This is a genomic window from Kribbella sp. NPDC004875 (genome assembly GCF_042873375.1).
GTDB lineage: Bacteria > Actinomycetota > Actinomycetes > Propionibacteriales > Kribbellaceae > Kribbella.
Genome location: NZ_JBIALI010000005.1, coordinates 97,213 through 120,726, shown reverse-complemented (window position 1 = coordinate 120,726; position 23,514 = coordinate 97,213). Strand labels below are relative to the sequence as shown.

Here is a 23,514-nt window from a genome sequence, read left to right as displayed (position 1 = left end):
TAATGCCCCGGGCTAACCCGGTTTCCGCGCGGCCAGGACGGCGTCGTACACCGTTCGCTTCGGTACGTTGAAGCGCTTCGCGACGTCCGCGATCGCCTGCTTGCGCGGCGTACCCGCGTCCTCGTCGGTGGCGACCTCGCGGGCCAGTTCCTCCGGGGTCAGGATCCGGGCCGGGTCGGCGCCGGCGACCACGATCGTGATCTCGCCGCGGACGCCGTCGGTGGACCAGGCCACCAGGTCGCTCAGCGGTCCGCGTTTGACCTCTTCGTACGTCTTGGTCAGCTCGCGGCAGACCGCCGTACGCCGGTCCGCGCCGAAGGCGTCCCGCATCGCCTCGAGGGACGCGGTCAGCCGGTGCGGTGCCTCGAAGAAGACCATCGTCCGCGGTTCGGCCTTGAGGTCCTCGAGCCGCCGCCCGCGCTCGCCGGGCTTCCGCGGCAGGAACCCCTCGAACGTGAACCGGTCCACCGGCAGCCCGCTCAGCGCCAGCGCCGTCAGCACCGCCGACGGCCCCGGTACGGCGGTCACCTCGACGTCGGCCTCGATCGCGGCCGCCACCAGCCGGTACCCCGGGTCCGACACGCTCGGCATCCCCGCGTCCGTCACCACCACTACGGTCTGCCCGTCGACGAGCGCCTGCAGCAGCTCCGGCGTCCGCTCCCGCTCGTTCCCTTCGAAGTAGCTGACCACCCGGCCACTCAGCTGGATCGCCAACTCCGACGTCAGCCGCCTGAGCCGCCGCGTATCCTCCGCCGCCACCAGATCCGCCCCGGCCAGCACCCGCCCCAACCGCGGCGAAGCATCCGACACGTCCCCAATAGGAGTCCCCGCAAGCACCAATCGCCCGGTCACCGTGACATCATCCCAGCCCTCCGGACCGACGCCGGGAGGCGGTGGTACCCGGGCGTCCGTACGATGGCGGGCGTGGCTGCTGTGATCGAGGACGGGACTGCGCGGCGGAGTGACACCGGCGAGGAGCGGGAGACGCTCGGCCGGGACGTGCTCGGGAGACGGCTGCCGCCGCTCAAGGAGCGGTTGTACCCGGCGATGCCGAAGGACTTCGACGGGGGCTGGATCGCGACGCTGGCGATCACCGTGCTGGCCGGCGTCCTGCGGTTCTGGAACCTCGGCAATCCGGTGAAGTTCGTCTTCGACGAGACGTACTACGCCAAGGACGCCTACAGCCTGCTCAAGTTCGGTTACGCGCGGCAGTTCATCGACCAGCCCGAGGGAGCCGCCGACAAGGCGATCCTGAGCGGCAACCTGGACGTCTTCAAGCCGACCCCGAGCCTGACCGTGCATCCCGAGGTCGGCAAGTGGATGATCGCGGCCGGCGAGCAGCTGTTCGGGATGAACACGTTCGGCTGGCGGTTCATGCCGGCCTTGTTCGGCACCCTGACGGTCCTGCTGCTGATCCGGACCGTACGGCGGATGACCCGCTCGACCCTGATCGGCGCCATCGCCGGCCTGCTGCTCGCGGTCGACGGCCTGCACTTCGTGATGTCCCGGGTCGCGCTGCTGGACATCTTCCTGGCGTTCTGGCTGGTCGCCGCGGTCTCCTGCCTGGTCGCCGACCGTGACTGGACCCGGCGCCGGCACGCGGACTCCCTGGACACCCCGGTCGCGGACGGCAGCCGCCGTACGATCGGCCGCTGGCTGCTGATCCGGCCATGGCGGATCGCCGCGGGGATCTGCTTCGGGCTGGCGCTCGGTACCAAGTGGTCGGCGGTCTGGACACTCGCCGCGTTCGGCGTGCTGGCGTTCGCGTGGGACTTCGGGGCGCGGCGCGCGCTCGGCGTCCGGTTCGCGTTCGTGAAGTCGGCGCTGGTGGACGGCATCCCGGCGTTCGTCAGCCTGGTGCTGGTCGCGGGGGTCACGTACGTCGCGACCTGGACCGGCTGGCTGCTGCACGACAACGCCTACGACCACAACTGGGCCGCGAGCAACCCGGCGCACGGCGTGATGAAGGTGGTCCCGGACGACTTCCGGTCGCTGCTGGCGTACCACAAGGAAGTGCTCGCGTTCCACACCGGCGACTACATCAAGCACGCCACCCACCCGTACCAGTCGAACCCGGCGGGCTGGCCGATCATCGCGCGCCCGATCGGCTTCGACGCGGTCAACGACATCAAGCCCGGGACGCCGGGCTGCAACGCGCCCGCCGGTACCAACTGCCTGCAGGTGATCTCTGCCCTCGGTACGCCGCTGCTCTGGTGGGGCGGTGCGCTCGCGCTGATCGCGGCGCTGGTGCTGTGGATAGGCACGCGCGACTGGCGATTCGGCGTACCGATCGTCGGGTTCGTGACCTGTTGGGTGCCTTGGTTCGCGTTCGACACCAGACCGATCTTCTTCTTCTACGCGGTCACGATGATCCCGTTCACCGTGATGGCGCTGGCGCTGATCCTCGGCAAGATCCTCGGCCCGGCCCGCGCCGCCGTCGGTTCGGTGATGGGTACGGCGTCCCCGCGCCGCCTGATCGGTAGCGCGGTGGTCGGCGCGTTCGTCGTCCTCGTGGTGCTGAACTTCGCCTACATCTGGCCGATCCTGACCGACAAGGTGCTCCCGCACCCGGCCTGGCTCAGCCGCATGTGGTTCAAGTCCTGGATCTGAGTCAGCGCGGAGCGTAGTCGACGGTCGCGAACGGCCAGCGGGTCGCGAGCCAGTCGCTGACGGCGCCGTACAGGACGATGTCCAGCTCGGCGCGGTCGGAACGGACCCACGACCGGACGTCGGTGACGGCCGGATCCTTCCGCGACGGGTAGATGTACAAGCAGCCGATCACGTCGCCGCCGGTCTCCAGGACCGTGTAGGTGAACCCGCGGCGTGCGACGAAGTCGTCCGCGTGCCGCTGGAGATCACCGAGATTCGCCTCCGGCGTCATCGCGTCGGCGGGCGGCCAACTGCCGCCGAACCCTGGCGTCGAGCGAATGTGCTCGATGCTGCTGGTCCAGGCGGCGTGGTCCGCGACGTTGTGCTCAGGTCCGAGCGGTTCGAGCCGGAAACGTTGCGTGCGCAGCTCCCGAGGGACGTCGAAGTCAACAGGAACGAAGGGCTGGTCGGCCATGACCGCAGGCTACGGGCGGCTGCCCGCGGTCGCACCGCAATTTGGTCAGTGCAGCTCGTGGTGGCCTTTGTCCTTGCGCTTCTTGCCGTGCCGCTTGGCCGAGGACTGGCCGCCGACGCCACCGAACAGGGCCAGGCCCTTGATCACGACGGTCGGTGCGTTCGGGTCCGGGTCGTCGGAGCCGTGCGCGGCGAACCCGCCGAAGATCCCGACCCCCTCGTTGCGCACCGCCACGCCCTCTGGGACGGTGATGTCGATCCCGCCGAACACGGCGAACGCGTAGATCGTCACCTCGCGCCCCTCGAACACCGCGTCCGTCATGTCGAGGTCGTGCCCGCCGAACACCGCGACCGCGTTGGTCCGCCGCTTCACCCGCCAGCGGCCCTTCCGCTCGCCGCCTCCGAAGATCGCCAGCATCGTGTCGAAGCTCTGGTCCGGGTCGGCAGGCTCCTCGATCGGGACCAGGCTGCCGGCCGCGGCCGGCCGTACGGCTTGCGCCGCCGGCATCGCCTGACCGGGTACGACGAGGTCGCGGGTGATCGGCTCGAGTTCGCCGAGGGTCTTGGCCTGCAACGCCTGCTCGAGCCGCTCGGCGTGCTCGTCCTGCGACAACCGGCCCGACATCAGCGCGTCCCGCAGCACGTCGACGACCTGGTCACGATCGACATCGGACGCCCGCAGGTGTGCGTGCGGATGCGGGCGGTCGGGCAGATTCTCCATAAGACCGAACGATATATCGAGAACGGCCCGCTGAGGACTCCGGTAAACCCCCGATCCCTACCCTTACCGAAGGCCGTCTCGGCGGTGGACTCTCAGGGCGCAGAGCAGCGCGACGAGGGTGATCGCGGCGAAGGTGATCGCTGTGCCGGTGAAGCCGGCGAGGCCGAGACCCAGGCCGCCGATCCCGGCGCCGAGGAAGGTGCCGAGGCTCATGCCGGCCGCGTTCACGCTCAGGGCCGAGCCGCGGAGGTCACCGCTGCGGCGTACCAGCAGCGTGGTGACGCAGGCGGCGACAGTCGCATGGCCGGCGCCCATCAACGCCGTGAGCAGCAGCGTCAGCGGCAGTGACGGCGAGAAGTAGAAGGCAGACACCGCGATGAGCGCGACCGTGATGCCGACGAGGAGCATCTTCTCCGGGCTGATCCATGGCCGCTCGGTCGCGATGTAGCGCCCGGCGAGCAGGTTCCCGAGAAAGAAGGACGCGCCGCTGAGCGACCAGACCAGCGCGAACCACCCGGGAGCGAGATCGAACTTCTCGTCGTAGAACGCGGCGAGGTAGGCGAGGTACCCCATGAAGGCAGCGGTGCGGAGCATGGCGACCGCGAGTAGCGGGAGGGCGCCGGGGACGCGCGCGAGTTCGCGGTACGTCGCGAGGTAGCTGATCCGCTGTCTCGTGGCGATCGGCGCCTTCCGCCCACGCCCGCGCCAGAAGAAGGCCGCGGACAACGCGATCGAGACCACCGCCGCCGCCAGCAGGTTGCCCCGCCAGCCCCAGATCAGCCCCGGACCGGCCAGCACCGGGGCCGCAAGCATCGCCATCGCCGACGTCGTTGCCGACACCAACGTCGCAGCACGCCCGGCCGCGGCCGGAGACGAGAACCGGTCCGCGGCCGCCGCGCCGATCGACGGCGCGAGGATCGATGTCGACGCTCCGATCAACAAGCAGAACGCAGCCAGCGCGAACACGTTTCCCACCGCCCCCAACGCCGCCGAAACACCCAGCAACGCCAGCCCACCGGCGGCCACCAGCTCACGTGGCATCCGATCCATCAACGGCGCCAGCGAGATCCCCACCGCCAGCGCCGCGAGCCCGCCGAGGCCGCGCAGTCCGCCGATCTCGGCCACGCTCCCGCCGGCCGCATCCGCGATCGGAACCAGGTACATCCCGAAGACCGTGAACGGGATCAGGCTCACCGTGGACGCGATCAGGAACGGCCACAACCGCCGCGCCATCCGGAAGTCGCCGGGGACCGCCGCCGGAGGCGCGGCGAGGGCTGGGTTCTGCGAGGTGCTCATCTGTCCGTCCGGTAGCGATAGAGGCTGCTCGGGCGGGAGCTGAACTGGGAGAAGGGGAACGGCTCGGCCGACAGCGCGGTGACGCCGTGGCCGAGGAAGGCACGGGCCACCGCACTGCCGGTCTGCGCGTAGATCGCGAGCGGCTTCGATTGCTCACGGCAACGAGTGAGGAGGATGTCGAAGCTGCCGTTGGACAGCGTCATCCCCGTGGCGACGACCGCGTCGGCGGCGTCGACCACCTTGGTCATGTCCTGGGAGACCGGCAGGCCGGAGGCGGTCTCGCGGAGGTTGAAGTCGCACGGGAGGCAGATCCCGCCGCGGTGCGTGATCGCGTCGACGAGCGGGTTCACCACGCCGATGAGCGCGACCTTGGTGCCGTCGGCAACATCCAGGAGACCGGCCACGGCGGCGTCACGGGCCCGCGCGCGAACATCCGGCGTACCGGCGGGGAGGACGACCTCTTCCGCGTTCGCCGCCGTGTGGTGCGGTGCGACTGCGGCGAGGTACGCGTCGAGGGCGGCGATACGCACCGGGAGCGGTTCGTCGGCGGACAGTACGTCGGCCAGCGTGCGGCCGGAGGTGTCGGCGCAGTACGACGGATCCAACTCGCCGGCCTCGAACGAGCAGGCGCCGAAAACCTCGCCCACCCGGAGCAGCACGTAGTAGTTGCGGTAAGTGACGTCGGCGCCGGGCAACCGAGTCGTGTGGTGCAGCCAGAAAGCGCTGATGATGTCGAGGTCTTCAGGCGCAGGGCCGAACGAGCCGCCCAGGACGGATGCGGTGAGCTCAGCTACTGAAGCGGACATGGCAGATCAGCCGGCCTTTCGGGGGTTGTCATGCAGATCTTAATGCGACGGGGTCGCAGATGGAAACTCTTCACGACGGGTCCGCGTGGAGTCCCGCCGGTCCCACGACATCGCCGACCACGGCACCGAGAGCTGGTCCAGCGAGTCGATCTCGCGCGGCCGCATCGACGCCATCGGCCGCGCCTCGGCATGCCGGGCGAACGCGGACTCGACGTAGCGCGTGCCGGTGTCCGCGGCGAGGAACACGTGCCGGCGGCCGCGGTCGCAGTTGTGCTCCCACAGCGCCGACAGGTACGCCGCCCCCGCGGACAGCCCCGCGAACACGCCGGACGTCCGGAGCAGATCCACCGCCGCCGACATCGCGTACTCGAACGAGACCCAGTGCAACCGGTCGTAGAGCTCGTGCCGCACGTTCCGGAACTCGATCGAGCTCCCGATCCCGGCGATGATCATCTCCGGATCCTGCGTGTGCCCCGCGCCGAACGTCACGCTCCCGAACGGCTGCACGCCGACCAGGTTCACATCCCGTCCGCATTCCCGCAGGTACGCCGCGATCGCGCCCGTCGACGCGCCCGTCCCCACTCCGCCCACCAGACACAGCGGGCCGGTCGGCACCACCTCGGCCACGAGCTCCGCGACCGCGCGATACCCGAGGTAGTGGATGTCGTCGTGATACTGCCGCATCCAGTGGTACGTCGGGTTGTCGCGCAGGATCTCGCCGATCCGGCGGACCCGGAGGTTCTGGTCGAGCTGCAGGTTGTTGGACGACGGCACCTGTTCGACGGTCGCGCCGAGGATCTCCAGCTGGATCTTCAGCGTCCGGTCGACGGTGGTCGAGCCGACGATGTGGCACTTCATCCCGTACCGGTGGCAGGCCAGCGCCAGGGCATGTGCGTAGATCCCGCTCGAGCTGTCGATCAGCGTGTCCCCCGGCCGGACTCGTCCGGTCTCCAGGAGGTGCCGGACGGCGCCGAGCGCGGAGTACACCTTCATCGTCTCGAACCTGAGGCAGATCAGATCATCTCCGACCCTGATCGGGTCGGGATCCTTGATGGCCTCCGCCAGGTGGTCGTGCAGTCGCGTCATCGGCGCGGTTCGCTCCTTGTGTCGAGGGATAACACGGGCGGAGGTTCTTGGTCACCGAGTCGGGCGGCTGCGACCAGCCGTTGAGTCAGTGGGTGCTGCGGCGCGGTCGTGAGCGTCGCGGGCGGGCCTTGCTCGACCACGCGACCGCCGTCGAGGACCAGCACCTCATCGGCGAGGGCGGCGACCAGACCGAGGTCGTGGCCGATCCAGATCAGGGCCGCCCCGCGGCTCTTCAGCTCACTCAGCAGGTCGAGGACGAGCGCCGTCCCGCGATCGTCGAGCGCCGTGGTGATCTCGTCACAGATCAGTACGTCGGGATGCGCGAGGACGGCCCGCGCGAGAGCCGCGCGTTGCAGCTCGCCACCGGACAGCCGGCTCGGCGGACGGGCCGCGGTGATCGCCGCGACACCGAGCCGGGCGAGCGTGGCCACCGCCTCGGCGTGGGCCTGGTCCGGAGCGAGGGCGCGCAGGCGTTGCGCCGTACGGGCGACTTGCTGGTCGACCGGGCGGCGTTCGTCGAAGGAGCCGCGGACTTCCTGCCAGACGTACTGGACGCGACGGTGCTGCTCTCGGTTGCGTTTGCGGAGGACCGGGAGCGGAGCGTCGTCGAGAAGGACCGCGCCGGCCATCCGCTCATGCAGGCCCGCGAGGCACCGAGCGAGCGTCGTCTTGCCACTGCCGGAGCGGCCGACGACGCCGAGGCAGGCGCCTGCCGGGACAGCGAGATCGACGTCGCGCAGGACGACGTCGCGACCTCGGGGCCGCAGCGCGGCTGACACGTTCATTGCCTTTAGCAACGGTCGCCGATCGCCGGAGGTTCCCGGTACGGCGTGGTCCGGCGCGGGCGGGAGGACCTCTGTGCTGCCGGAGGTGACCACCCGGCCGGCATCGAGGATGACGACACGCGCGGCCAGGGCGCGAACCAGGTCGAGATCGTGACTGAGTAGCAAGATTCCCAGCCCGGTGGCTGCCAGGTCCCTGAGCTCGTGGACGAGTTGGAGCCTGGTGATCGAGTCGAGGCCGGTACTCGGTTCGTCGAGGACGAGTACGTCGGGACCACAGGTCAACGCCTGGGCGAGCGCGACGCGCTGCCGCTGCCCACCCGAGAACTGATGCGGAAAGCGCTTCAGGGTCGCGCGATCACCGGGCACCTGCGCGGCCCGGACAGCCTCGTCCGGGTTGCCGGCGTGGAGCTTCGCCAGCTCGCGCAACGTCGTACCGATCCGGCGGGCGGGATTCAGGGCACTTCCTGGATGTTGTGGCATGTACGCCACGACACGTCCACGCATCCCGGCCGCGGCCGCGGTCACTCCGTTGCCGTCGACAACTGCCTCGCCGGCCACCTCCACGCGGCCGGTCAGCCGTACGCCGTCGCCGTGGTCACCGAGCAGTGCCAGCGCCGACGTGGTCTTGCCGGACCCGGAGGCTCCGACGAGCGCCGTCACCTCGCCCGCGACGACCTCGAACGAGACGCCGTCGACGAGATAGGTGTCGCCTGCGGTCGCGGTCAGGTTGTCCACTCGCACCAGGCTCATGGGGCCACCTCGACCAGCCGACGGGACCGGTGCACCAGACGGTCGGCGAGAAGGTTGAAACCGAGGGTGAAGGAGACGAGCAACAGAGCGGGTGCGAGCACCGACCAGGGTTGCAGGAGGAGCCCTTCGCGGTTTCGGGACACGCTGACCGCCCAGTCGGGTGCGGTCGGGCTGAGCCCGAGGCCGAGGAAGTTCACCGAGGCGACGAGGAAGACCGCGAGGGTGATGCGGGTGCCGAGGTCCGCCGCGACCGGGCCCAGGACCGAGCGTCCGACGTACCCGATGTGGATGGCGAACCAGGACTCGCGTTGCATGCGCAGGGCTTCGACCACCGGGCCGCTGGCGGCATCGAGCGCGGCGGCGCGGACGAGTCGCGCGACGGTCGGGACGTTCACCATCGCGACAGCGACCGTGATCGCGAGTGCGGAGGCCTGCCAGCCGACGGCCACCACGCTGATCACCAGCAGGGACGGCAACGGCAGGAGTACGTCGAGGGGTCGCATCAACCCTTCGTCGAGCCAGCGATGGCGGGTCGATGCCGCGACCAGCCCGATCGCGCCGCCGACCAGATAGGCGATCAGGACGGCGCCGAACGCCATACCCAACGCCGTTCGTCCACCGGCCAGCAGGAGTCCGGCGACGTCTCGGCCCAGCCCGTCCGTCCCCAGGAGTCCTTCGGGCGCGTACGGCAGTCCCGCGCGCCCGTCGTACGGGACGAGCGGGCCGAACACCGCCACTCCGAGCGGCACCAGGACCAGAACGGCGGACACACCAACCGCAATCCGTTCGCGCGGGGCCGGGGTCATCGGAGCAGGGCCGTTCGAGGGACCAGGCGGTTGCAGGTGAGGTCGGCGGCCAGGTTGATGAGAAGAGCAGCCACGGCCAGGGTCAGCGTGAGGGCTTGGACGACCGGGAGGTCACGGGTCTCCACGCCGTCCACCAGAGCGGTGGCGAAGCCCGGGATGGCGAAGATGGCCTCGACAACCAGGACCCCGCCGAGGAGCGTGTCGCCGGTTCGGGCCAGTTCCTGGACGCCGGGGACCGCGGCGTTGGGCAGGACGTGACGCAGGAGCAGCCGGCGCCGTGGAACACCGAGCCGGCGGGCCTGGGCGACGTACTCGGCGTTCAAGGCGGAGATGGTGCCGGCGCGGACCTGGCGGGACAGGAGACAGACCGTTCGGCCGAGGAGAACGGCGACCGGGAGGACCAGCAGGACCGGCGAGGTGAGCAGGTTGCCGCCGACCCACGTCGCGGGCAGCCAACCCAGCTTCAGCGAGAAGACCGCGACCAGGACCACTGCGATCACGAAGTCGGGGACGGCGGACAGCGCCAGGGTGACCGAGGTGATCGCGCGGTCGATCCGGCCGTTCTCGCGGGTTCCCATGACGATGCCCAGGGCAACAGCCAGCGGGACCACAACGGCGAGCGTCGCCAGCGTGAGTACCAGCGTCGCGCCGATCGAGCTGCGCACGATCCCGGCCACCGGTCCCCCGCTGATCAACGACGTCCCCAGATCGCCGCTCAGCACGTTGCCCATCCAGTGCACGAACCGCTCCGGCGCCGGCTGATCCAGCCCGAGCTCGGCCCGCAGCCTTGCGACCTGATCGGGCGTCAGTGTCTCGGTGAACCGCAACTCGGCCGCATCTCCCGGCAGGAGTGACGTCAGCACGAACACCAGTACCGAGAGCACGACCAGCTGAAGCACCGCGAGCAGCGCCCGCTGGACGGCGTACGACCGCATTCAGGCCAGCCACACCTTGTCGAACCGGCCCTGGTCCAGCGTGTTCGGCGGCGCCGCCTGCACACCCTGCACCTTCGCCGACACCGCCACGAGGTAATCGGGTAATCCCCACGCGAGGATGCCGCCCTCGTCCCGCAACGACTTCTGCAGTACGCCGTACTTCGCCGACCGCTGCTCCTCGGACGTCACCGCACGCGCCGCCGCGAACGCCGCGTCGAACGCTGGCCGCCGCCAATGCGTCACATTGAACGGCGAGTGCGACAGCAGCCGATCGGTCACGTACTGCGGGATCGGCATGGCCCCCGAGCGATGGTTGCCGATCGCACCCTTCGTCAGCAGGTCCTTCGCATACGTCTGCGGACTCCCGGTCGTCACCTTCAACCGCACGCCGGCCTCCGCGACCTGCTCCGCGAACAACGTCGCCGACTCCACGAACCCGGCCGAGGCGTCCGCGGTGAAGATCTCCACCTGCTTGCCAACCAGACCGGCCTTCGCCAGCAACGACTTCGCCTTGTCGACGTCCCGCTCGCGCTGCGGAAGATCGGCCGGGTAGTACTGATATCCCTTGCCGAACAGGTCGTTCCCGACCGCGCCCCGCCCGGCGAGCACGACGTCGACCAGCCGCTGCCGGTCCGCGAGCAACTTGAACGCCAGCCGCACGTCCGGGTTGTCGAACGGTGGCTGATCGACCTTCATCACGAACGCCTGCATCGTGCTCGCCTTGGCCGCCACGATCCGGACGGCCTTCCCGGCCTCGGCGGTCCGCGCGAACGTCGCGGTCATGTCGTTGGCATACTCCGCCTGCCCACCCTGGACGGCGTTGGCGCGCGCCTCCGAGTCGGCCGACAGGATCTGCAGTTCCTCGATCCGCGCGGGCTCGTCCCAGTAGTCGTCGTACCGGGCGGCGACCATCGATCGGCCGGCCTCGAAGGACACGTACCGGAACGCGCCGGTGCCGACCGGCTCGGCCGGGTCCTTGAACCCGTTCCGCACGATCTGCGTGCCGATCCCGGCCAGCAATGCGGGGAACTCCGCGTTCGGCGCGGTCAGCACGAGCTCGACCGTCGAGCGGCCGATCGCCTTGCTGCGCTTGAGATCCAGCGTCGCGAGCGACGACTGCGCGACCCGCTCGGGTACGGCGGGATCCGCGATCCGGGCGAGGCTGTACAGCACGTCCTCGGCGGTCAGCTTCGCGCCGTCGTGGAACGTCGCGTCCCGCAGCGTGAACCGCCACGTGGTCGCCGTACCGTCGTGGTCCCACTTCGACGCGAGACGCGGTACGGGCTTCAGATCGGGGCCGAGCTCGACGAGCTTCTCGTAGATCGCCTTGTGCCGCGCGATGTCCACGAACAGGCTCTGCACGTGCGGATCCAGCACTTCCTTGGCGCCACCACCGGCGTACACCGCGCGCAACCGCCCGCCCTGCTTGGGTTGCGCGGCCGCATCGGCCCCGCACCCGGTGACGGCAGCCAGCCCGGCAGCCAGCCCGGCAGCCCCGGCCAGCCCCAGAAATCCACGCCTACCCCAAGCCTCGGACACGCGACAATCCTCACGTTAGTGAAAACGATTGTCAAATCCAGCGCGCATCCGAACCCGACGCGAATCATTCTTTCGGCAGGGTCTCGCCCGCCGCCTGCTGTGACGGCGTGTCACCACACAACTACCAGCGAGTACCTGGAGTAACCGCTACTCGTCGCAGTCCGCCGGGGTGCAGGTGGCGGGGAGGTCTTCGGCGATGCGGGTGAGGAGGGTGGTGAGCTGGGTCTGCTCGTCCGGGGTGAGGCGGTCGAAGAAGAACGTTCGGACGGCGGCGACATGGTCCGGAGCGGCGGCGTCGACGGCTTTGCGGCCCAGTTCGGTGAGGCGGACCATCGAGCCGCGGGCGTCGTCGGTGCACTCCTCGCGGCAGACCAGACCGCGCTTCTCCATCCGGCTGACCTGGTGCGACAGGCGGCTGCGTTCCCAGCCGACCGAGCGGCCGAGGTCACGCGTCCGGAGTACGCCGTCGGTGGCCTCGGACAACGGGTGCAGCAGCGCGTAGTCGGCGCCGGACAGACCCGAGTTGGTGATCATCCGCGCCTCGAGCGCGCGCATCAGTTCGCGATGCGTGTCCCGGTACGACTGCCAGAGTCGCGCCTCCCGCTCGTCCAGCCATCGCGGTTGCGTCATTTACCCAGTGTACGGGCGTCTGTTGACATGTCACCGACTCGCGTCACGGCGTCCGCGACAGCGCGACCGCCAGCCCGATCGTCGCCCCCATCACCACGAGTTCCAGTACGGCGAGGTGCCGGAACGCCGCCGCATCCCCGTCCACCAACCGTCGCAGGGTGTGCCGGCGGTGCTGCCACCCGATGAACACCAGAGTCGCGAACGCCAGGGTCTTCCCGAGCACCAGAACGCCGTACCCGCTGGTGACCCACTGGGTGATCAGGCCCCAGCCGTCCGCTCGCCCACCGAGGTGGATCTCGGCGGTCAGCAGTCCCGTCAGACCGACCGTCACGGTGCAGACGAGAGCGAGCGTGCTGAACAACTCGACCGCCTGCGGCGAACGGGCGTACCGCAGTACGGCGCCCAGGCCGCCGACCCACACGACAACGGCGACGACGTGGACGACGAGCGAAGAAGTCGCGAGCACCGACCAGAAGCTCGTACTGGCGATGGCGCCGTGCCCGGTCAGCAGCGGACCGATCAGCGCGGCCACGGTCAGCAATGCGGCGAACCGGGCACCACGCAACGTCTTCACACCAGACAGCACAACGGCCAGTACGGCGGTGAGTACGACGGCAACCGCGAGCGCCCGGACCTGCGGCAATTGTCCCGCCGGCGCCGCGTGTTCGGTGAGGTGGGACAGCGGGATGCCGAGGATCACCGTCGCGGTCGCCACCAGACCGCCGATGCTCGCGACGGCCCACACCCCAGCAGCAACCGCGGCGTCCTGACAGGCCCGGATCGCTTTGTCACCGAGCTTCCCGTCCTTCGCGGGCAGGAACAGCACGACGGCCAGTACGGCGCCCCCGGTCGCCACCGCGGCACCGTCCGCGAGGATCCGCAGTACCGGAACCGCCCAGGAGATGCCGAGGCCGGCGCCGAGCAGCCCGTCCGCCGGCCGCGTCGGGGCACCGCCGGCGGCGAGCAGGCCGAGCACCATCACCACGATGCCGGCGGCAACCATTCCCGGCAGCACCAAGCGGGTGCGGCTCATGAGGCCGGGCGGCGCCGGACGATGACCACCGCCAGGGCGACGACCACCAGCATCACCAGGCACATCGCGACGATCGTGACGGTGTTGGAACTGCTGTCCTGCTGGGTCCCCGTCGGGGTGCCGACCGGTTCGGTCGCGGGGTGGCCGGCGTGCGTGACCGTGAACGCACCGGAGACGGTGACCGGGTGGCCGTCGGCCGAGACCACCCGGGCCTCGACGGTGTACTTGCCGGCCTCGATCATCGCGCCGACCGGCTGGGTGACCGTGTTGTCGACCACCTGGACGTCACCGTTCGCGACGTTCTTGCCGCTCGGCGAGTTCACCTGGACCTGCGTCCCGTCGGCACCGACCGGTTCGTTGAAGGTCAGCACCACCTTCGCCGGCGGCGCGGCCATCGACGCCCCGTCGGCCGGCGTCATCGACTCGAGCTTGGCGTGCGCCGCCGCCACGCCGGTGGAGACCACCAGCGCGGCGAACGACGCGACGAGTATTGCGATCAGTCGGCGCACGGCTACTTCCCGGACTCCGCCGCGACCGGCTTGCGCGGACGCAGACCGAACGCGAGACCGAGCAGCCCGACCAGCAGACCGGCACCGCCGAGCCAGCGGGCGAGCGAGTCCGACGTACCTTCCGACCCTGCGGACGCCGTGGCGGCGACCGGAGTGACCGCGGCGGTCAGCTTCAGCGTCGGCGCGGGGTGCTCGGGCTCGTCGGCGCCGTCCTTGGCGACGTCGGCCCACTTCACCACCTCACCGTCGCTGTACGTCTGGACCGCCGGGAAGCTCAGCGAGTCAACGCCTTCGGGCAGCTTGCCGACCGACAGCGCGAACTCGTCGAAGTCGTTCGGCGGGATACCGCCCGCGGCCGCGGTCCAGGTGACCGTGGTGATCGCCTTGGTCAGCGTCACGTCACCGACCTTGACCGCCGCCGGGAGCTTCTGCTCCGTCTTCTCCACCTTCCACCCGTCCTTCACCTGCGCACCGACGTGTGCGAACGGGTGGTCCGCGGGCAGGGACACGACGAGTTTCGTCGTACTGGTGTTGTCGGACTCGGTCGGGACGCGGAACACCAGCTTCGCGTAGCCACCGGGCTTGGCGTCCGGTGACGACACCGTGACGTGGGCCGACGCCGAGCCCGCGGCACCGATCGCCACGAGCACGGACGCCGCGACGATCGCGCCGGCGCGCAGCACGAATCTCTTGGGCATGAGAGAACCTTTCAAGGCATACGAGTAGTCCGGCCGGTGAGCCGGTTCAGACAGCTGGGAGCACTCGTACGCCGGGAGGCCCGCGCCCGGAGACGCTCGAACCGAGCCGGGCCCCGGTAGGGGTCCAGGGTGAGCGGAAATCCGGAACAGCGGAGGCGAGGGGCAGCACAGGCCGCAGTACCGGCAACTCCGGGAGCAGCCGGGCGAACACCGTCCGTACCCGCAGAACCCACCGGTGCGCGCGGCTGATCGCGAGTACGCCCGCGAGCAGGGCGCCCAGATGCGTTGCGGTCATCAACAGACCGCCTCCGATACCGGGAGACATCCCATGATGCATGGTCGAGGCGTCGAGGGTGACGTGGACGAACAGCTGCACCGTGGCCAGCACAAGGGCCGTCAGCAACCACTCGCCTGCCAGGTGCTCCCCCAGCAGCCAACACACCGCGGCCAGCGCAGCCAACGGCGGCACCACGACGAGCGGAACCCCACCACCCCCGACGAGCACATGACCGAGCACCGCAACCGCGACGCTCAGCGCCGCGACCACGGGCGTGGCCCTGCCCTCGGTCGGCATCACAGTCCCCTCGCTCCAGTCACTCTACGGACAAGAGCGCGCGACCGTTCCCACATTCCTGAGATCTGACCGCGAATCCGTGCAACCGTTTGACCTGTTCAGCACGTTTGCCTCGGCATGACTGGGGAGAGCCGCGGGTGAGACCGGAAACCGAGCAGGATTACGTCGAGTTCGTGACCCATCATGCGAACGCTCTGTGCCGGACCGCCTACCTGCTGTGCGGGGACTGGCGGCGGGCCGAGGACGCGACCCAAGAGGCGCTGATCCGGCTGTACCGGAGCTGGGGCCGGATCCAGCGCAAGGGTGCGATCGGCGCGTACGCCCGGAAGGTCGTCGTGTCGACCACCCTCGACGCGCTGCGCCGCAAGTCCAGCCAGGAGGTGGTCAGCGCCGGCGAGTACTTCGTCAACGAGCCCGACCGCTCCAACTCGCTCGGCGATCTGGAGAACCGGCTGGTGATCACCAAGGCGCTCGCCGAGCTCCCGCCCCGGCAGCGCGCCTGCGTCGTACTCCGCTACTTCGACGAACTGTCAGTCGACGAGACCGCGATCGCCCTCGACTGCCGCCCCGGCACGGTCAAGAGCCAAACGCTGCGCGCGCTGGAGAAACTACGCACGCACCCGGCCCTCGCCGAGCTCTCCGATCTGGCTGGGATGAAGGGCTGAAATGACGAACGAACTGAAGACCTTGATGGACGAGGCGTCCGACCGGCCGGCCACGTTCACCCCGGACGCGACCGAACTCGTCGCCGCCGGACGGCACCGGACGCGCGTCCGTCGGCTGGCGATGGCCGCGACCGCTGCCGGCACCACCGCCGCCGCGGTCGTCGCCGTCCTCGTGGTGGGCCGGCTCGACGGGCCGCAAACCGTCCAGATGCCGGCTCCGGCCGTGACCCAGCCGCCCGCGATCACCGACCTGTGCGCCAAGTCCGACGACTTCTTCCGGACCGCGAACGACGACGCCTGGCGCGAGAAGGTGGTCGCCACCTGGACCGACAAGGTGGTCGAGGTGTCCGATCCCGACGGGTCGATGACCGTGCGGCGGTCGCCGGACGGGACCCAGTACGCGTACTGCGTGGCCGGCGTACCGGTCGACAAGCAGCCACTGGGCGGGTTCGGGGCGACCCTGCTCAACGTCGGCATCGTCACCCGCGAGTACCAGATCCAGCGGTACTGGAGCACGGCCTGCGGCGATCACGCGGTCAATCGCGACAACATGGCCGCACCGGACGGGCACGTCGCGCCGACCGTCTGCCACGGGGTGCGGTACAGCTACGCGGGCCGGGTGCCGGAGGGAGTCACCCGGATCGCGTTCAGCGGCCTCGGCCAGCAGGCCGACGCCACGATCAAGGACGGTTACTGGGCACACCGCGTGTGGACCGGGAACATCCTGCTCGGCAACACCGACCCGATCTACATCACGATGTACGACGCCTCGGGGAAACAGGTGTTCAAGGAGCAGTACTGAAGTCCTGCGATGATGTGCCAATGGACGTAGCGGTGCTGGAGATCGGGGGAAGTCACGTCACGGCGGCCGTGGTGGCGCCGGAATCGTGGGACGTGACCGAGGTGGATCGGGCGCAGCTCGAGTCCCAGGCGGCCGCCGAAGTGGTGGTGGAACAACTCGCGCAGGCGGCCCGGAAGTTGCCGCTGGCAAACGGCCTGGCGGTCGCGCTTCCGGGTCCGTTCGACTTCGGGACCGGGGTGGCCTGGTACCGGGCCCAGGGCAAGTTCGACCAGTTGTACGGCTTCAACCTGGGCGCCGCGCTGGCGAAGGAGCTCGGGATCGACCGGTTGCTGTTCATGAACGACGCCGAGGCGTTCGCCGTCGGTGAATGGACCGCGGGTGAGGTCCGCGGCGCCGAACGCTGCGTCGGCGTCACGATCGGCACCGGCATCGGTACGGCGTTCCTCGCCGACGGCCGGGTGGTCCGCGAGGGCGACACCGTCCCGCCGGGCGGTGAGCTGTACAAGACGTCGTACGCCGGGAAGCCGTTGGAGGACTCGATCTCGGCGCGGGCGATCCTGCGCCGGTACGCCGAACGGACCGGGGCGGAGGCACCCGGGGTGAAGGAGATCGCCGACCAGGCCCGCGCCGGCGAGACCGCCGCGCACGAGGTGCTGACCGCCTGCTTCACCGACCTGGCCGCCGCGCTCGGCCCGTGGCTGGAGCGTTTCGGGGTGACGCGCACGGTCCTCGGCGGGTCGATCTCCGGCGCCTTCGACCTGATCGCCGCGGCGCTGCCCTTCCCCGCGTCCCCGACCCACGACACCGAACACTCCGCCCTCGTCGGCGCCGCCGCCCACTACCTGCGTTCCTGACGAGCCCGGACCTGCACCACCCACCAACCGCGCCTGACGGCCGCTTCGAGCTGTCGGCCGAGCGCAAGCCCGGCGACCGGCGGACGGTTGGTGAGTGGTGGGAGTCCGCCGCTTGTCGGTGGCGGCGGCTACGGTCGGGGTCGTGAAGATCGCCGTACCGCGTCTGCGTGCCCAGCTCGAGTCCGCGCTGCCGGAGCAGATCGAGGACGAGGAGCGGTTGCTCGATCTCGGGCTCGAGGACGTGGACCTGAGCGACCTGGAGGCCGAGCACATCGAGGTCAGCGGTTGCCGGCTGACGCGGTGCAAACTGGCCGGGTCCGATCTCGAGAAGCTGATCGTGGTCGACACCGAGCTCGTCCAGTGCGACATCGCGAACGCCCGCTGGTCGGACGCGGCGCTCACGCGGGTCGCGATCACCGCGTCCCGGATGATCGGGTTCGCCGGACCGGGCGCGACGTTCCAGCACGTCACGGTCCGCGACACCGTGCTCGACTTCGGCTCGTTCCGGTTCGCGAAGTTCCACAAGGTCGAGCTCACCGACTGCCGGCTGCAGAACGCCGACTTCGTCTCCGCCGACCTGACCGGTGCGGTGTTCCGGCGCTGCGACCTGTCCGGAGTCGAGTTCTCCCAGGTCAAAGCCACCAAGGCAGTGTTCGTGGACTGCACCTGGGACGGTGCGAAGGGGCTGGCTTCGCTGGCCGGCGCGACTGTCGCGGCGGCGTCCCCGATCGACACTTTGGCCTTCACGAGTGCGGTGACCGTCGCGACCGGGATCACGCTGGCCCACCCGGACGATCTCGACTGAAGGATCACCGGGCGTGAGCCTCCCCACGCCGAAGCCGGCCCGGCCGGATCGCCCATTAGGGTGGGGCTGTGACTGACTCGACGATCATCTACACGCACACCGACGAGGCTCCGGCGCTCGCCACGTACTCGTTCCTGCCTGTCATCCAGGCGTACGCCGGTCAGGCCGGTGTCGGCGTGGAGACCCGGGACATCTCACTGGCCGGCCGGATCCTCGCGGTCTTCCCGGAATACCTGAAGGACGACCAGCGGATCGCCGACGCGCTGACCGAGCTCGGTGAGCTGGCCAAGACGCCCGCGGCCAACATCATCAAGCTGCCGAACGTCTCGGCCTCGATCCCACAGCTGAAGGCCGCGATCGCCGAGCTGCAGTCCCAGGGCTACGCGCTGCCGGAGTACCCGGACGAGCCGAAGACCGACGAGCAGCGCGACATCCAGGCCCGCTACGACAAGGTCAAGGGCTCCGCCGTGAACCCGGTGCTGCGCGAGGGCAACTCGGACCGCCGCGCGCCCGCCTCGGTGAAGAACTACGCCAAGACCCACCCGCACCGGATGGGCGCCTGGTCCGCCGAGTCGAAGACCAACGTCGCGACGATGGACAACGACGACTTCCGCGCCACCGAGAAGTCCACCGTGATCCCGGCCGACGACTCGCTGCGGATCGAGCTGGCCGGTGACGACGGCAGCACCACGGTGCTGCGCGAGTCGGTCCCGGTGCTGGCCGGCGAGGTCGTCGACGCGTCCGTGCTGCACGTCGCCGCGCTCCGCGAGTTCCTCACCGCGCAGGTCGCGCGGGCCAAGGCCGAGGACGTGCTGTTCTCGATCCACCTGAAGGCCACCATGATGAAGGTCTCCGACCCGATCATCTTCGGCCACGTCGTCCGGGCCTTCTTCCCGGAGACGTTCGCGCAGTACGGCGATGTGCTCGCCAAGGCCGGCCTGACCCCGAACGACGGTCTCGGCGGCATCCTGAACGGCATCGCCGCGCTGCCCGAGGGCGCCGACATCAAGGCCTCCTTCGACGCCGAACTGGCGGCCGGCCCGAAGCTCGCGATGGTCGACTCGGACAAGGGCATCACCAACCTGCACGTCCCGTCCGACGTGATCGTCGACGCGTCGATGCCGGCCATGATCCGTACGTCGGGGCACATGTGGGGCCCGGACGGCGCGGAGGCCGACACCCTCGCCGTACTGCCGGACCACAGCTACTCCGGGATCTACCAGGCCGTCCTCGACGACTGCCGCGCGAACGGTGCGTTCGACCCGTCGACGATGGGCTCGGTGCCGAACGTCGGCCTGATGGCGCAGAAGGCCGAGGAGTACGGCTCGCACGACAAGACCTTCGAGATCCAGACCACGGGCGTCGTGCGGCTGGTGAACACCGCCGGTGACGTCGTCCTCGAGCAGGCGGTCTCGGCCGGCGACATCTTCCGCGCCTGCCAGACCAAGGACGCGCCGATCCAGGACTGGGTCAAGCTGGCCGTCAACCGGGCCCGGGCGACCGGCGACCCGGCGGTGTTCTGGCTGGACGAGACCCGCGCGCACGACGCCCAGATCATCTCGAAGGTGCAGGAGTACCTGTTCCACCACGACACCGAGGGCCTGGACATCCGGATCCTGGCGCCGGTGGACGCGATCAAGTTCTCGCTCGAGCGGATCCGCCGCGGCGAGAACACGATCTCGGTGACCGGCAACGTGCTGCGTGACTACCTGACCGACCTGTTCCCGATCCTCGAGCTCGGGACCTCCGCGAAGATGCTGTCGATCGTGCCGTTGATGGCCGGGGGCGGTCTGTTCGAGACCGGTGCGGGTGGTTCGGCACCGAAGCACGTGCAGCAGCTGGTCAAGGAGAACTACCTGCGCTGGGACAGCCTGGGTGAGTTCTTCGCGCTGGCCGCGAGCTTCGAGCACCTGGCGCAGGCGACCGGCAACGCGCGGGCGCAGATCCTCGCCGACACCCTCGACCGGGCGACCGCCACGTTCCTGAACGAGGACAAGTCCCCGACCCGTCGCGTCGGCGGGATCGACAACCGCGGCAGCCACTTCTACCTGTCGCTGTACTGGGCGCAGGAGCTGGCGAAGCAGACCGACGACGCCGACCTCGCGAAGGCCTTCGCTCCGCTCGCCGAGACCCTGGCGAGCAACGAGCAGACCATCGTCGACGAGCTCCTCGCCGTCCAGGGCACCCCCGTCGACCTCGGCGGCTACTACCAGCCCGACCCGGCCAAGGCCGCCGCCGTCATGCGCCCCTCCAAGACCTGGAACAACGCGTTGTCCTCGCTGTAACCAGCAACGCCGCTTCCCGGCGGGGCGGTCGGCCTCCCGCCCCCAGCCGGGGTGCGGGCTCACGCCGCCACCGCTTTTCTCCAGCCCCCGGCGCCCGCAAGGGCGCCGGGGGCTGTTAATTGAGCGGCGGGCCGCATCTCCTCCTCCTAAACTCGTACGGCATGAAGACGACCCGTTCCGTGCTTGCCGATCAGGCAGCGGACTTTCCCCGTTGGTTCCAGGATGTGATTGCCAAAGCCGAGCTCGCCGACAACGGGCCGGTCCGGGGGACGATGGTCGTGCGACCGTACGGGTACGGGATCTGGGAACTGTTGCAGGAGGCAATGAACCGCCGGATCAAGGCCACCGGCGCCGCGAACGCGTACTTCCCGCTGCTGATCCCCGAGAGCTACCTGCAGCGCGAGGCCGAGCACGTCGAAGGCTTCAGCCCCGAGCTGGCCGTCGTGACGCATGCCGGCGGCAAGCAACTCGAGGAGCCCGCCGTGGTCCGGCCGACGTCGGAGACCGTGATCGGCGAGTACATGGCGAAGTGGGTCCAGAGCTACCGCGACCTCCCGCTCCTGCTGAACCAGTGGGCCAACGCCGTCCGCTGGGAGCTCCGCCCGCGACTGTTCCTGCGGACCACCGAGTTCCTCTGGCAGGAGGGCCACACCGCCCACGCCTCCGCCGAGGACGCCCGCGCCTACGTGACACGGATCCTGTACGACGTCTACCGCGCCGTCATGGTCGACATCCTGGCGATCCCGGTCGTCGCCGGCCGTAAGACCCGCCGCGAACGCTTCGCGGGCGCGATCAACACGATGACGCTCGAGGCGATGACGGGCGACGGCAAGGCGCTGCAGATGGGCACGTCCCACGAGCTCGGCCAGAACTTCGCGCGCGCCTTCGACATCGGGTACCTCTCGCGGGACGGGCAGCGTGAGCTCGCCTGGACCACGTCGTGGGGCAGCACGACCCGAATGGTCGGCGGCCTGATCATGGTGCACGGCGACCAGGACGGCCTCCGTGTCCCGCCCGCGGTCGCGCCGGTACAGGTCGTCGTACTCGCGGTGAAGGACGAGACCGTCGAGGCGGCTCGGCGGATCGCGGCGGACCTGGAGTCAGCGGGGCTGCGGGTGACGGTCGACGATCGCACCGATCAGCCGTTCGGTCGGCGTGCCGTGAACTGGGAGCTGAAGGGCGTACCGATCCGGATCGAGCTGGGTCCGCGCGACCTGGCCGGCGACAGCGCGACCGTCGTACGCCGGCTTCGTGGCTCGGCCAAGGCCGCGGTCGGCCTGGCGGAGCTGACGTCGACCGTCGCGGCGGCGATCGAGGACGACCAAGCGAACCTGCTGGCTGAAGCGGCCGCTCGCCAGGCTGCCCGCATCACCACGGTGAGGACGGTCGAGGAGGCTGTCGAAGCCGCGGCCGCGGGTTGGGCGAGCCTGCCGTACGACGCCGTCGGCGAGGAAGGCGAGGACCGCCTGGCCGAGGCCGGCATGACGGTCCGTTGCCTGCAACGCCAGGACGGTTCATTGCCCATTGGAGACAATGAACCCGACCTGACCGCATACGTCGCCCGCTCCTACTGAAGGCCGTACAGGAGGTCAGCGGGCAAGGTATCTGCGGACGTCGTCGGCTACCTGGGCGCGGTTGCGCAGGCCGTACTTGCGAAGGATCGCGCTCAGGTGGGTCTTGACCGTGTTCAGGCTGACGCCGAGCTCCGCGGCGAGCTGGTCGTTGTCGAGTCCGTCGGCGAGCAGGACGGCGACCCCCTGCTGCGCCTTGGTGAGGCTGCTGAATCGGCGTTCCGGCCCCTCGTCGGTCTCCATCAGCATCTCGATCAGCTCGGACTGGATGTGCTCGGTGGCGTCCACGATCCGGTCCAGGTGCGTGTGTACGGCGGAACTCACGTCGGGCTCCCGCAACGCCTCGGCCGCGATCTCCCGGATCGACGCCACCCGGTGCGTCAGGTACTCCATCACGTGGTCCGACGTCAGCAGGTTCGGCCCGATGTCCCCGGCCGGTAGCCGGCGCAACGCCTGGCGGTCCTCGCCTTCACGGGTCAGGACGCGCTCCACAACCTCGCACAGCCACTCGAACGCACGCACCGCGTTGTCGTCGTACGCCCTGGGCGTGTAGCTCTGCATCGACAGCAGCCCGAACAGCTGGTCGGGCCCGTCCTTGGCCGCCCGGAAGATCGGTACGGTCACCACGTCCTCGGACCGCCGCCCGACCTGCCCGACCGGTACGCCGGCATGCAGCGCGAAACCGTTGTCGTAGGCAAACCGGTACGTCTGCCGGTGCTTCAGCAGCCAGGCGGTCTGACCGTTCGGGCCGAAGATATGAGTATCCGGAGTGACGTAATGACCGTCGTCGTACCCGTACGGGTACCGGACCCGGCTGGCGCCCTGCAGGAACCCGACGAAGAACGCGTCGACAGGCGCGATCTTCCCGGCCACCACCCGGACGTAGTCGTACAGACCGTAGTGGTCGGACCGGAACAGCGCCTCGATCTTGTGGTACGCCTCGCGCAGGATGATGGCGGTCTCCGCATCCACCCGCAGCGGGGCTGCCTTGTCTGCGTCCACGACCCGGCTCCCCACCCGTGCACCATCGATCCCTCGACTATGCCGCCGGACCGGCGACTTGCCAAGCACGATGGGTGGATCGCCCGGATCGAGGCAGCAGTCGCGGGCGGTGGAACGAGTTCCCGAGTCGCCCTCCCAAGCCTCGGCCGAACCCTTCGACACCGCCCGCGACCACGAGTAGGAACACCGGCAACTGTGGTCCCCCGCGTCGATCGGTCCCGTGCCCCCACGAGATCTCCGACCCCCCGACGGATCGTCCGATGTCCCTCCCTCCCCCTTGTCACAACACCGTGCCACCG

General features: G+C 69.7%; 23 protein-coding genes. 7 read left to right on the top strand and 16 right to left on the bottom strand.

Annotated features, from left to right (window positions below):
* Positions 1–12: 12 nt before the first annotated feature.
* Entirely contained in the window at positions 13–852 is an 840-nt protein-coding gene (rsmI, locus tag ACFYRH_RS27040) for a 16S rRNA (cytidine(1402)-2'-O)-methyltransferase (protein WP_387781038.1), read from the bottom strand.
* A gap of 195 nt (positions 853–1,047) precedes the next feature.
* On the opposite strand from rsmI, the gene ACFYRH_RS27035 reads away from it, so the two are divergent.
* Positions 1,048–2,610 carry a dolichyl-phosphate-mannose--protein mannosyltransferase gene (locus ACFYRH_RS27035; protein ID WP_387782530.1) on the top strand — a complete coding sequence of 521 codons (1,563 nt, stop codon included), beginning with the start codon at positions 1,048–1,050 and terminating at the stop codon, positions 2,608–2,610.
* Position 2,611: 1 nt separating this feature from the next.
* Here the strand turns inward: ACFYRH_RS27035 and ACFYRH_RS27030 are convergent, their stop codons facing one another.
* From ACFYRH_RS27030 to ACFYRH_RS26965, 14 genes are all read right to left on the bottom strand, one after another.
* Positions 2,612–3,064: a hypothetical protein gene (locus tag ACFYRH_RS27030; protein ID WP_387781035.1), complete on the bottom strand. Its 453-nt coding sequence runs from the start codon at positions 3,062–3,064 to the stop codon at positions 2,612–2,614.
* A 45-nt stretch (positions 3,065–3,109) separates the two neighbouring features.
* Positions 3,110–3,784 (bottom strand): DUF1707 domain-containing protein, encoded by a 675-nt coding sequence (locus ACFYRH_RS27025; RefSeq protein WP_387781032.1) that lies wholly within the window; start codon positions 3,782–3,784, stop codon positions 3,110–3,112.
* 63 nt (positions 3,785–3,847) lie between these two features.
* The gene (locus tag ACFYRH_RS27020; protein WP_387781030.1) at positions 3,848–5,080 is read right to left on the bottom strand and encodes an MFS transporter; all 1,233 of its coding nucleotides are present in this window, start codon (positions 5,078–5,080) and stop codon (positions 3,848–3,850) included.
* Complete coding sequence (locus tag ACFYRH_RS27015; protein ID WP_387781027.1) at positions 5,077–5,886, bottom strand: Rossmann-like domain-containing protein; 810 nt, start codon at positions 5,884–5,886, stop codon at positions 5,077–5,079. The genes ACFYRH_RS27020 and ACFYRH_RS27015 overlap by 4 nt, the downstream gene beginning before the upstream one ends.
* A 39-nt stretch (positions 5,887–5,925) precedes the next feature.
* The gene (locus ACFYRH_RS27010; RefSeq protein ID WP_387781024.1) at positions 5,926–6,972 is read right to left on the bottom strand and encodes a pyridoxal-phosphate dependent enzyme; all 1,047 of its coding nucleotides are present in this window, start codon (positions 6,970–6,972) and stop codon (positions 5,926–5,928) included.
* Positions 6,969–8,507 (bottom strand): ABC transporter ATP-binding protein, encoded by a 1,539-nt coding sequence (locus tag ACFYRH_RS27005; protein ID WP_387781021.1) that lies wholly within the window; start codon positions 8,505–8,507, stop codon positions 6,969–6,971. Before ACFYRH_RS27005 ends, ACFYRH_RS27010 begins: the two co-directional genes overlap by 4 nt.
* Positions 8,504–9,277: an ABC transporter permease gene (locus tag ACFYRH_RS27000; protein WP_387781018.1), complete on the bottom strand. Its 774-nt coding sequence runs from the start codon at positions 9,275–9,277 to the stop codon at positions 8,504–8,506. The genes ACFYRH_RS27005 and ACFYRH_RS27000 overlap by 4 nt, the downstream gene beginning before the upstream one ends.
* A 32-nt stretch (positions 9,278–9,309) precedes the next feature.
* Positions 9,310–10,248 carry an ABC transporter permease gene (locus ACFYRH_RS26995; protein ID WP_387781015.1) on the bottom strand — a complete coding sequence of 313 codons (939 nt, stop codon included), beginning with the start codon at positions 10,246–10,248 and terminating at the stop codon, positions 9,310–9,312.
* On the bottom strand, positions 10,249–11,787 hold the full coding sequence (locus tag ACFYRH_RS26990) for an ABC transporter substrate-binding protein (RefSeq protein ID WP_387781012.1): 1,539 nt from the start codon (positions 11,785–11,787) through the stop codon (positions 10,249–10,251).
* Positions 11,788–11,934: 147 nt separating this feature from the next.
* Entirely contained in the window at positions 11,935–12,417 is a 483-nt protein-coding gene (locus tag ACFYRH_RS26985) for a MarR family winged helix-turn-helix transcriptional regulator (protein ID WP_387781009.1), read from the bottom strand.
* Positions 12,418–12,460: 43 nt separating this feature from the next.
* Complete coding sequence (locus tag ACFYRH_RS26980) at positions 12,461–13,450, bottom strand: CopD family protein (protein WP_387781006.1); 990 nt, start codon at positions 13,448–13,450, stop codon at positions 12,461–12,463.
* Entirely contained in the window at positions 13,447–13,959 is a 513-nt protein-coding gene (locus ACFYRH_RS26975) for a copper resistance protein CopC (RefSeq protein WP_387781003.1), read from the bottom strand. The genes ACFYRH_RS26980 and ACFYRH_RS26975 overlap by 4 nt, the downstream gene beginning before the upstream one ends.
* A 2-nt stretch (positions 13,960–13,961) precedes the next feature.
* On the bottom strand, positions 13,962–14,657 hold the full coding sequence (locus tag ACFYRH_RS26970) for a YcnI family protein (RefSeq protein ID WP_387781000.1): 696 nt from the start codon (positions 14,655–14,657) through the stop codon (positions 13,962–13,964).
* Between the two features lie 46 nt (positions 14,658–14,703).
* Complete coding sequence (locus tag ACFYRH_RS26965) at positions 14,704–15,231, bottom strand: hypothetical protein (protein WP_387780997.1); 528 nt, start codon at positions 15,229–15,231, stop codon at positions 14,704–14,706.
* A gap of 137 nt (positions 15,232–15,368) precedes the next feature.
* Between ACFYRH_RS26965 and ACFYRH_RS26960 the strand changes: the two genes are divergently transcribed.
* From ACFYRH_RS26960 to proS, 6 genes are all read left to right on the top strand, one after another.
* On the top strand, positions 15,369–15,896 hold the full coding sequence (locus ACFYRH_RS26960; protein WP_387780994.1) for a SigE family RNA polymerase sigma factor: 528 nt from the start codon (positions 15,369–15,371) through the stop codon (positions 15,894–15,896).
* A gap of 1 nt (position 15,897) precedes the next feature.
* A complete protein-coding gene (locus tag ACFYRH_RS26955; protein WP_387780991.1) occupies positions 15,898–16,698 on the top strand; it encodes a hypothetical protein in 801 nt (266 codons plus the stop codon).
* Between the two features lie 20 nt (positions 16,699–16,718).
* A complete protein-coding gene (locus ACFYRH_RS26950; protein WP_387780988.1) occupies positions 16,719–17,552 on the top strand; it encodes an ROK family protein in 834 nt (277 codons plus the stop codon).
* A 142-nt stretch (positions 17,553–17,694) separates the two neighbouring features.
* Entirely contained in the window at positions 17,695–18,357 is a 663-nt protein-coding gene (locus ACFYRH_RS26945; RefSeq protein ID WP_387780985.1) for a pentapeptide repeat-containing protein, read from the top strand.
* Between the two features lie 68 nt (positions 18,358–18,425).
* Positions 18,426–20,642: an NADP-dependent isocitrate dehydrogenase gene (locus ACFYRH_RS26940; RefSeq protein ID WP_387780982.1), complete on the top strand. Its 2,217-nt coding sequence runs from the start codon at positions 18,426–18,428 to the stop codon at positions 20,640–20,642.
* Positions 20,643–20,803: 161 nt separating this feature from the next.
* Positions 20,804–22,216: a proline--tRNA ligase gene (gene proS, locus ACFYRH_RS26935; RefSeq protein ID WP_387780979.1), complete on the top strand. Its 1,413-nt coding sequence runs from the start codon at positions 20,804–20,806 to the stop codon at positions 22,214–22,216.
* A gap of 15 nt (positions 22,217–22,231) precedes the next feature.
* Here the strand turns inward: proS and ACFYRH_RS26930 are convergent, their stop codons facing one another.
* Positions 22,232–23,215, bottom strand: coding sequence for a LuxR C-terminal-related transcriptional regulator (locus tag ACFYRH_RS26930; RefSeq protein WP_387780976.1), 984 nt, complete (start codon positions 23,213–23,215; stop codon positions 22,232–22,234).
* Between the last annotated feature and the right edge of the window lie 299 nt (positions 23,216–23,514).

Excerpts from the sequence above, each read along its gene's own strand:
- ACFYRH_RS27015 (WP_387781027.1), bottom strand. The coding sequence starts at position 5,886 with ATGTCCGCTTCAGTAGCTGAGCTCACCGCATCCGTCCTGGGCGGCTCG.
- ACFYRH_RS26995 (WP_387781015.1), bottom strand. The coding sequence starts at position 10,248 with ATGCGGTCGTACGCCGTCCAGCGGGCGCTGCTCGCGGTGCTTCAGCTG.
- ACFYRH_RS26950 (WP_387780988.1), top strand. The coding sequence starts at position 16,719 with ATGGACGTAGCGGTGCTGGAGATCGGGGGAAGTCACGTCACGGCGGCC.
- ACFYRH_RS26955 (WP_387780991.1), top strand. The coding sequence starts at position 15,898 with ATGACGAACGAACTGAAGACCTTGATGGACGAGGCGTCCGACCGGCCG.
- ACFYRH_RS27035 (WP_387782530.1), top strand. The coding sequence starts at position 1,048 with ATGCCGAAGGACTTCGACGGGGGCTGGATCGCGACGCTGGCGATCACC.
- ACFYRH_RS27005 (WP_387781021.1), bottom strand. The coding sequence starts at position 8,507 with ATGAGCCTGGTGCGAGTGGACAACCTGACCGCGACCGCAGGCGACACC.
- ACFYRH_RS27020 (WP_387781030.1), bottom strand. The coding sequence starts at position 5,080 with ATGAGCACCTCGCAGAACCCAGCCCTCGCCGCGCCTCCGGCGGCGGTC.
- ACFYRH_RS27010 (WP_387781024.1), bottom strand. The coding sequence starts at position 6,972 with ATGACGCGACTGCACGACCACCTGGCGGAGGCCATCAAGGATCCCGAC.
- proS (WP_387780979.1), top strand. The coding sequence starts at position 20,804 with ATGAAGACGACCCGTTCCGTGCTTGCCGATCAGGCAGCGGACTTTCCC.
- ACFYRH_RS27030 (WP_387781035.1), bottom strand. The coding sequence starts at position 3,064 with ATGGCCGACCAGCCCTTCGTTCCTGTTGACTTCGACGTCCCTCGGGAG.
- ACFYRH_RS26965 (WP_387780997.1), bottom strand. The coding sequence starts at position 15,231 with ATGCCGACCGAGGGCAGGGCCACGCCCGTGGTCGCGGCGCTGAGCGTC.
- ACFYRH_RS26980 (WP_387781006.1), bottom strand. The coding sequence starts at position 13,450 with ATGAGCCGCACCCGCTTGGTGCTGCCGGGAATGGTTGCCGCCGGCATC.
- ACFYRH_RS27025 (WP_387781032.1), bottom strand. The coding sequence starts at position 3,784 with ATGGAGAATCTGCCCGACCGCCCGCATCCGCACGCACACCTGCGGGCG.
- ACFYRH_RS26970 (WP_387781000.1), bottom strand. The coding sequence starts at position 14,657 with ATGCCCAAGAGATTCGTGCTGCGCGCCGGCGCGATCGTCGCGGCGTCC.
- ACFYRH_RS26985 (WP_387781009.1), bottom strand. The coding sequence starts at position 12,417 with ATGACGCAACCGCGATGGCTGGACGAGCGGGAGGCGCGACTCTGGCAG.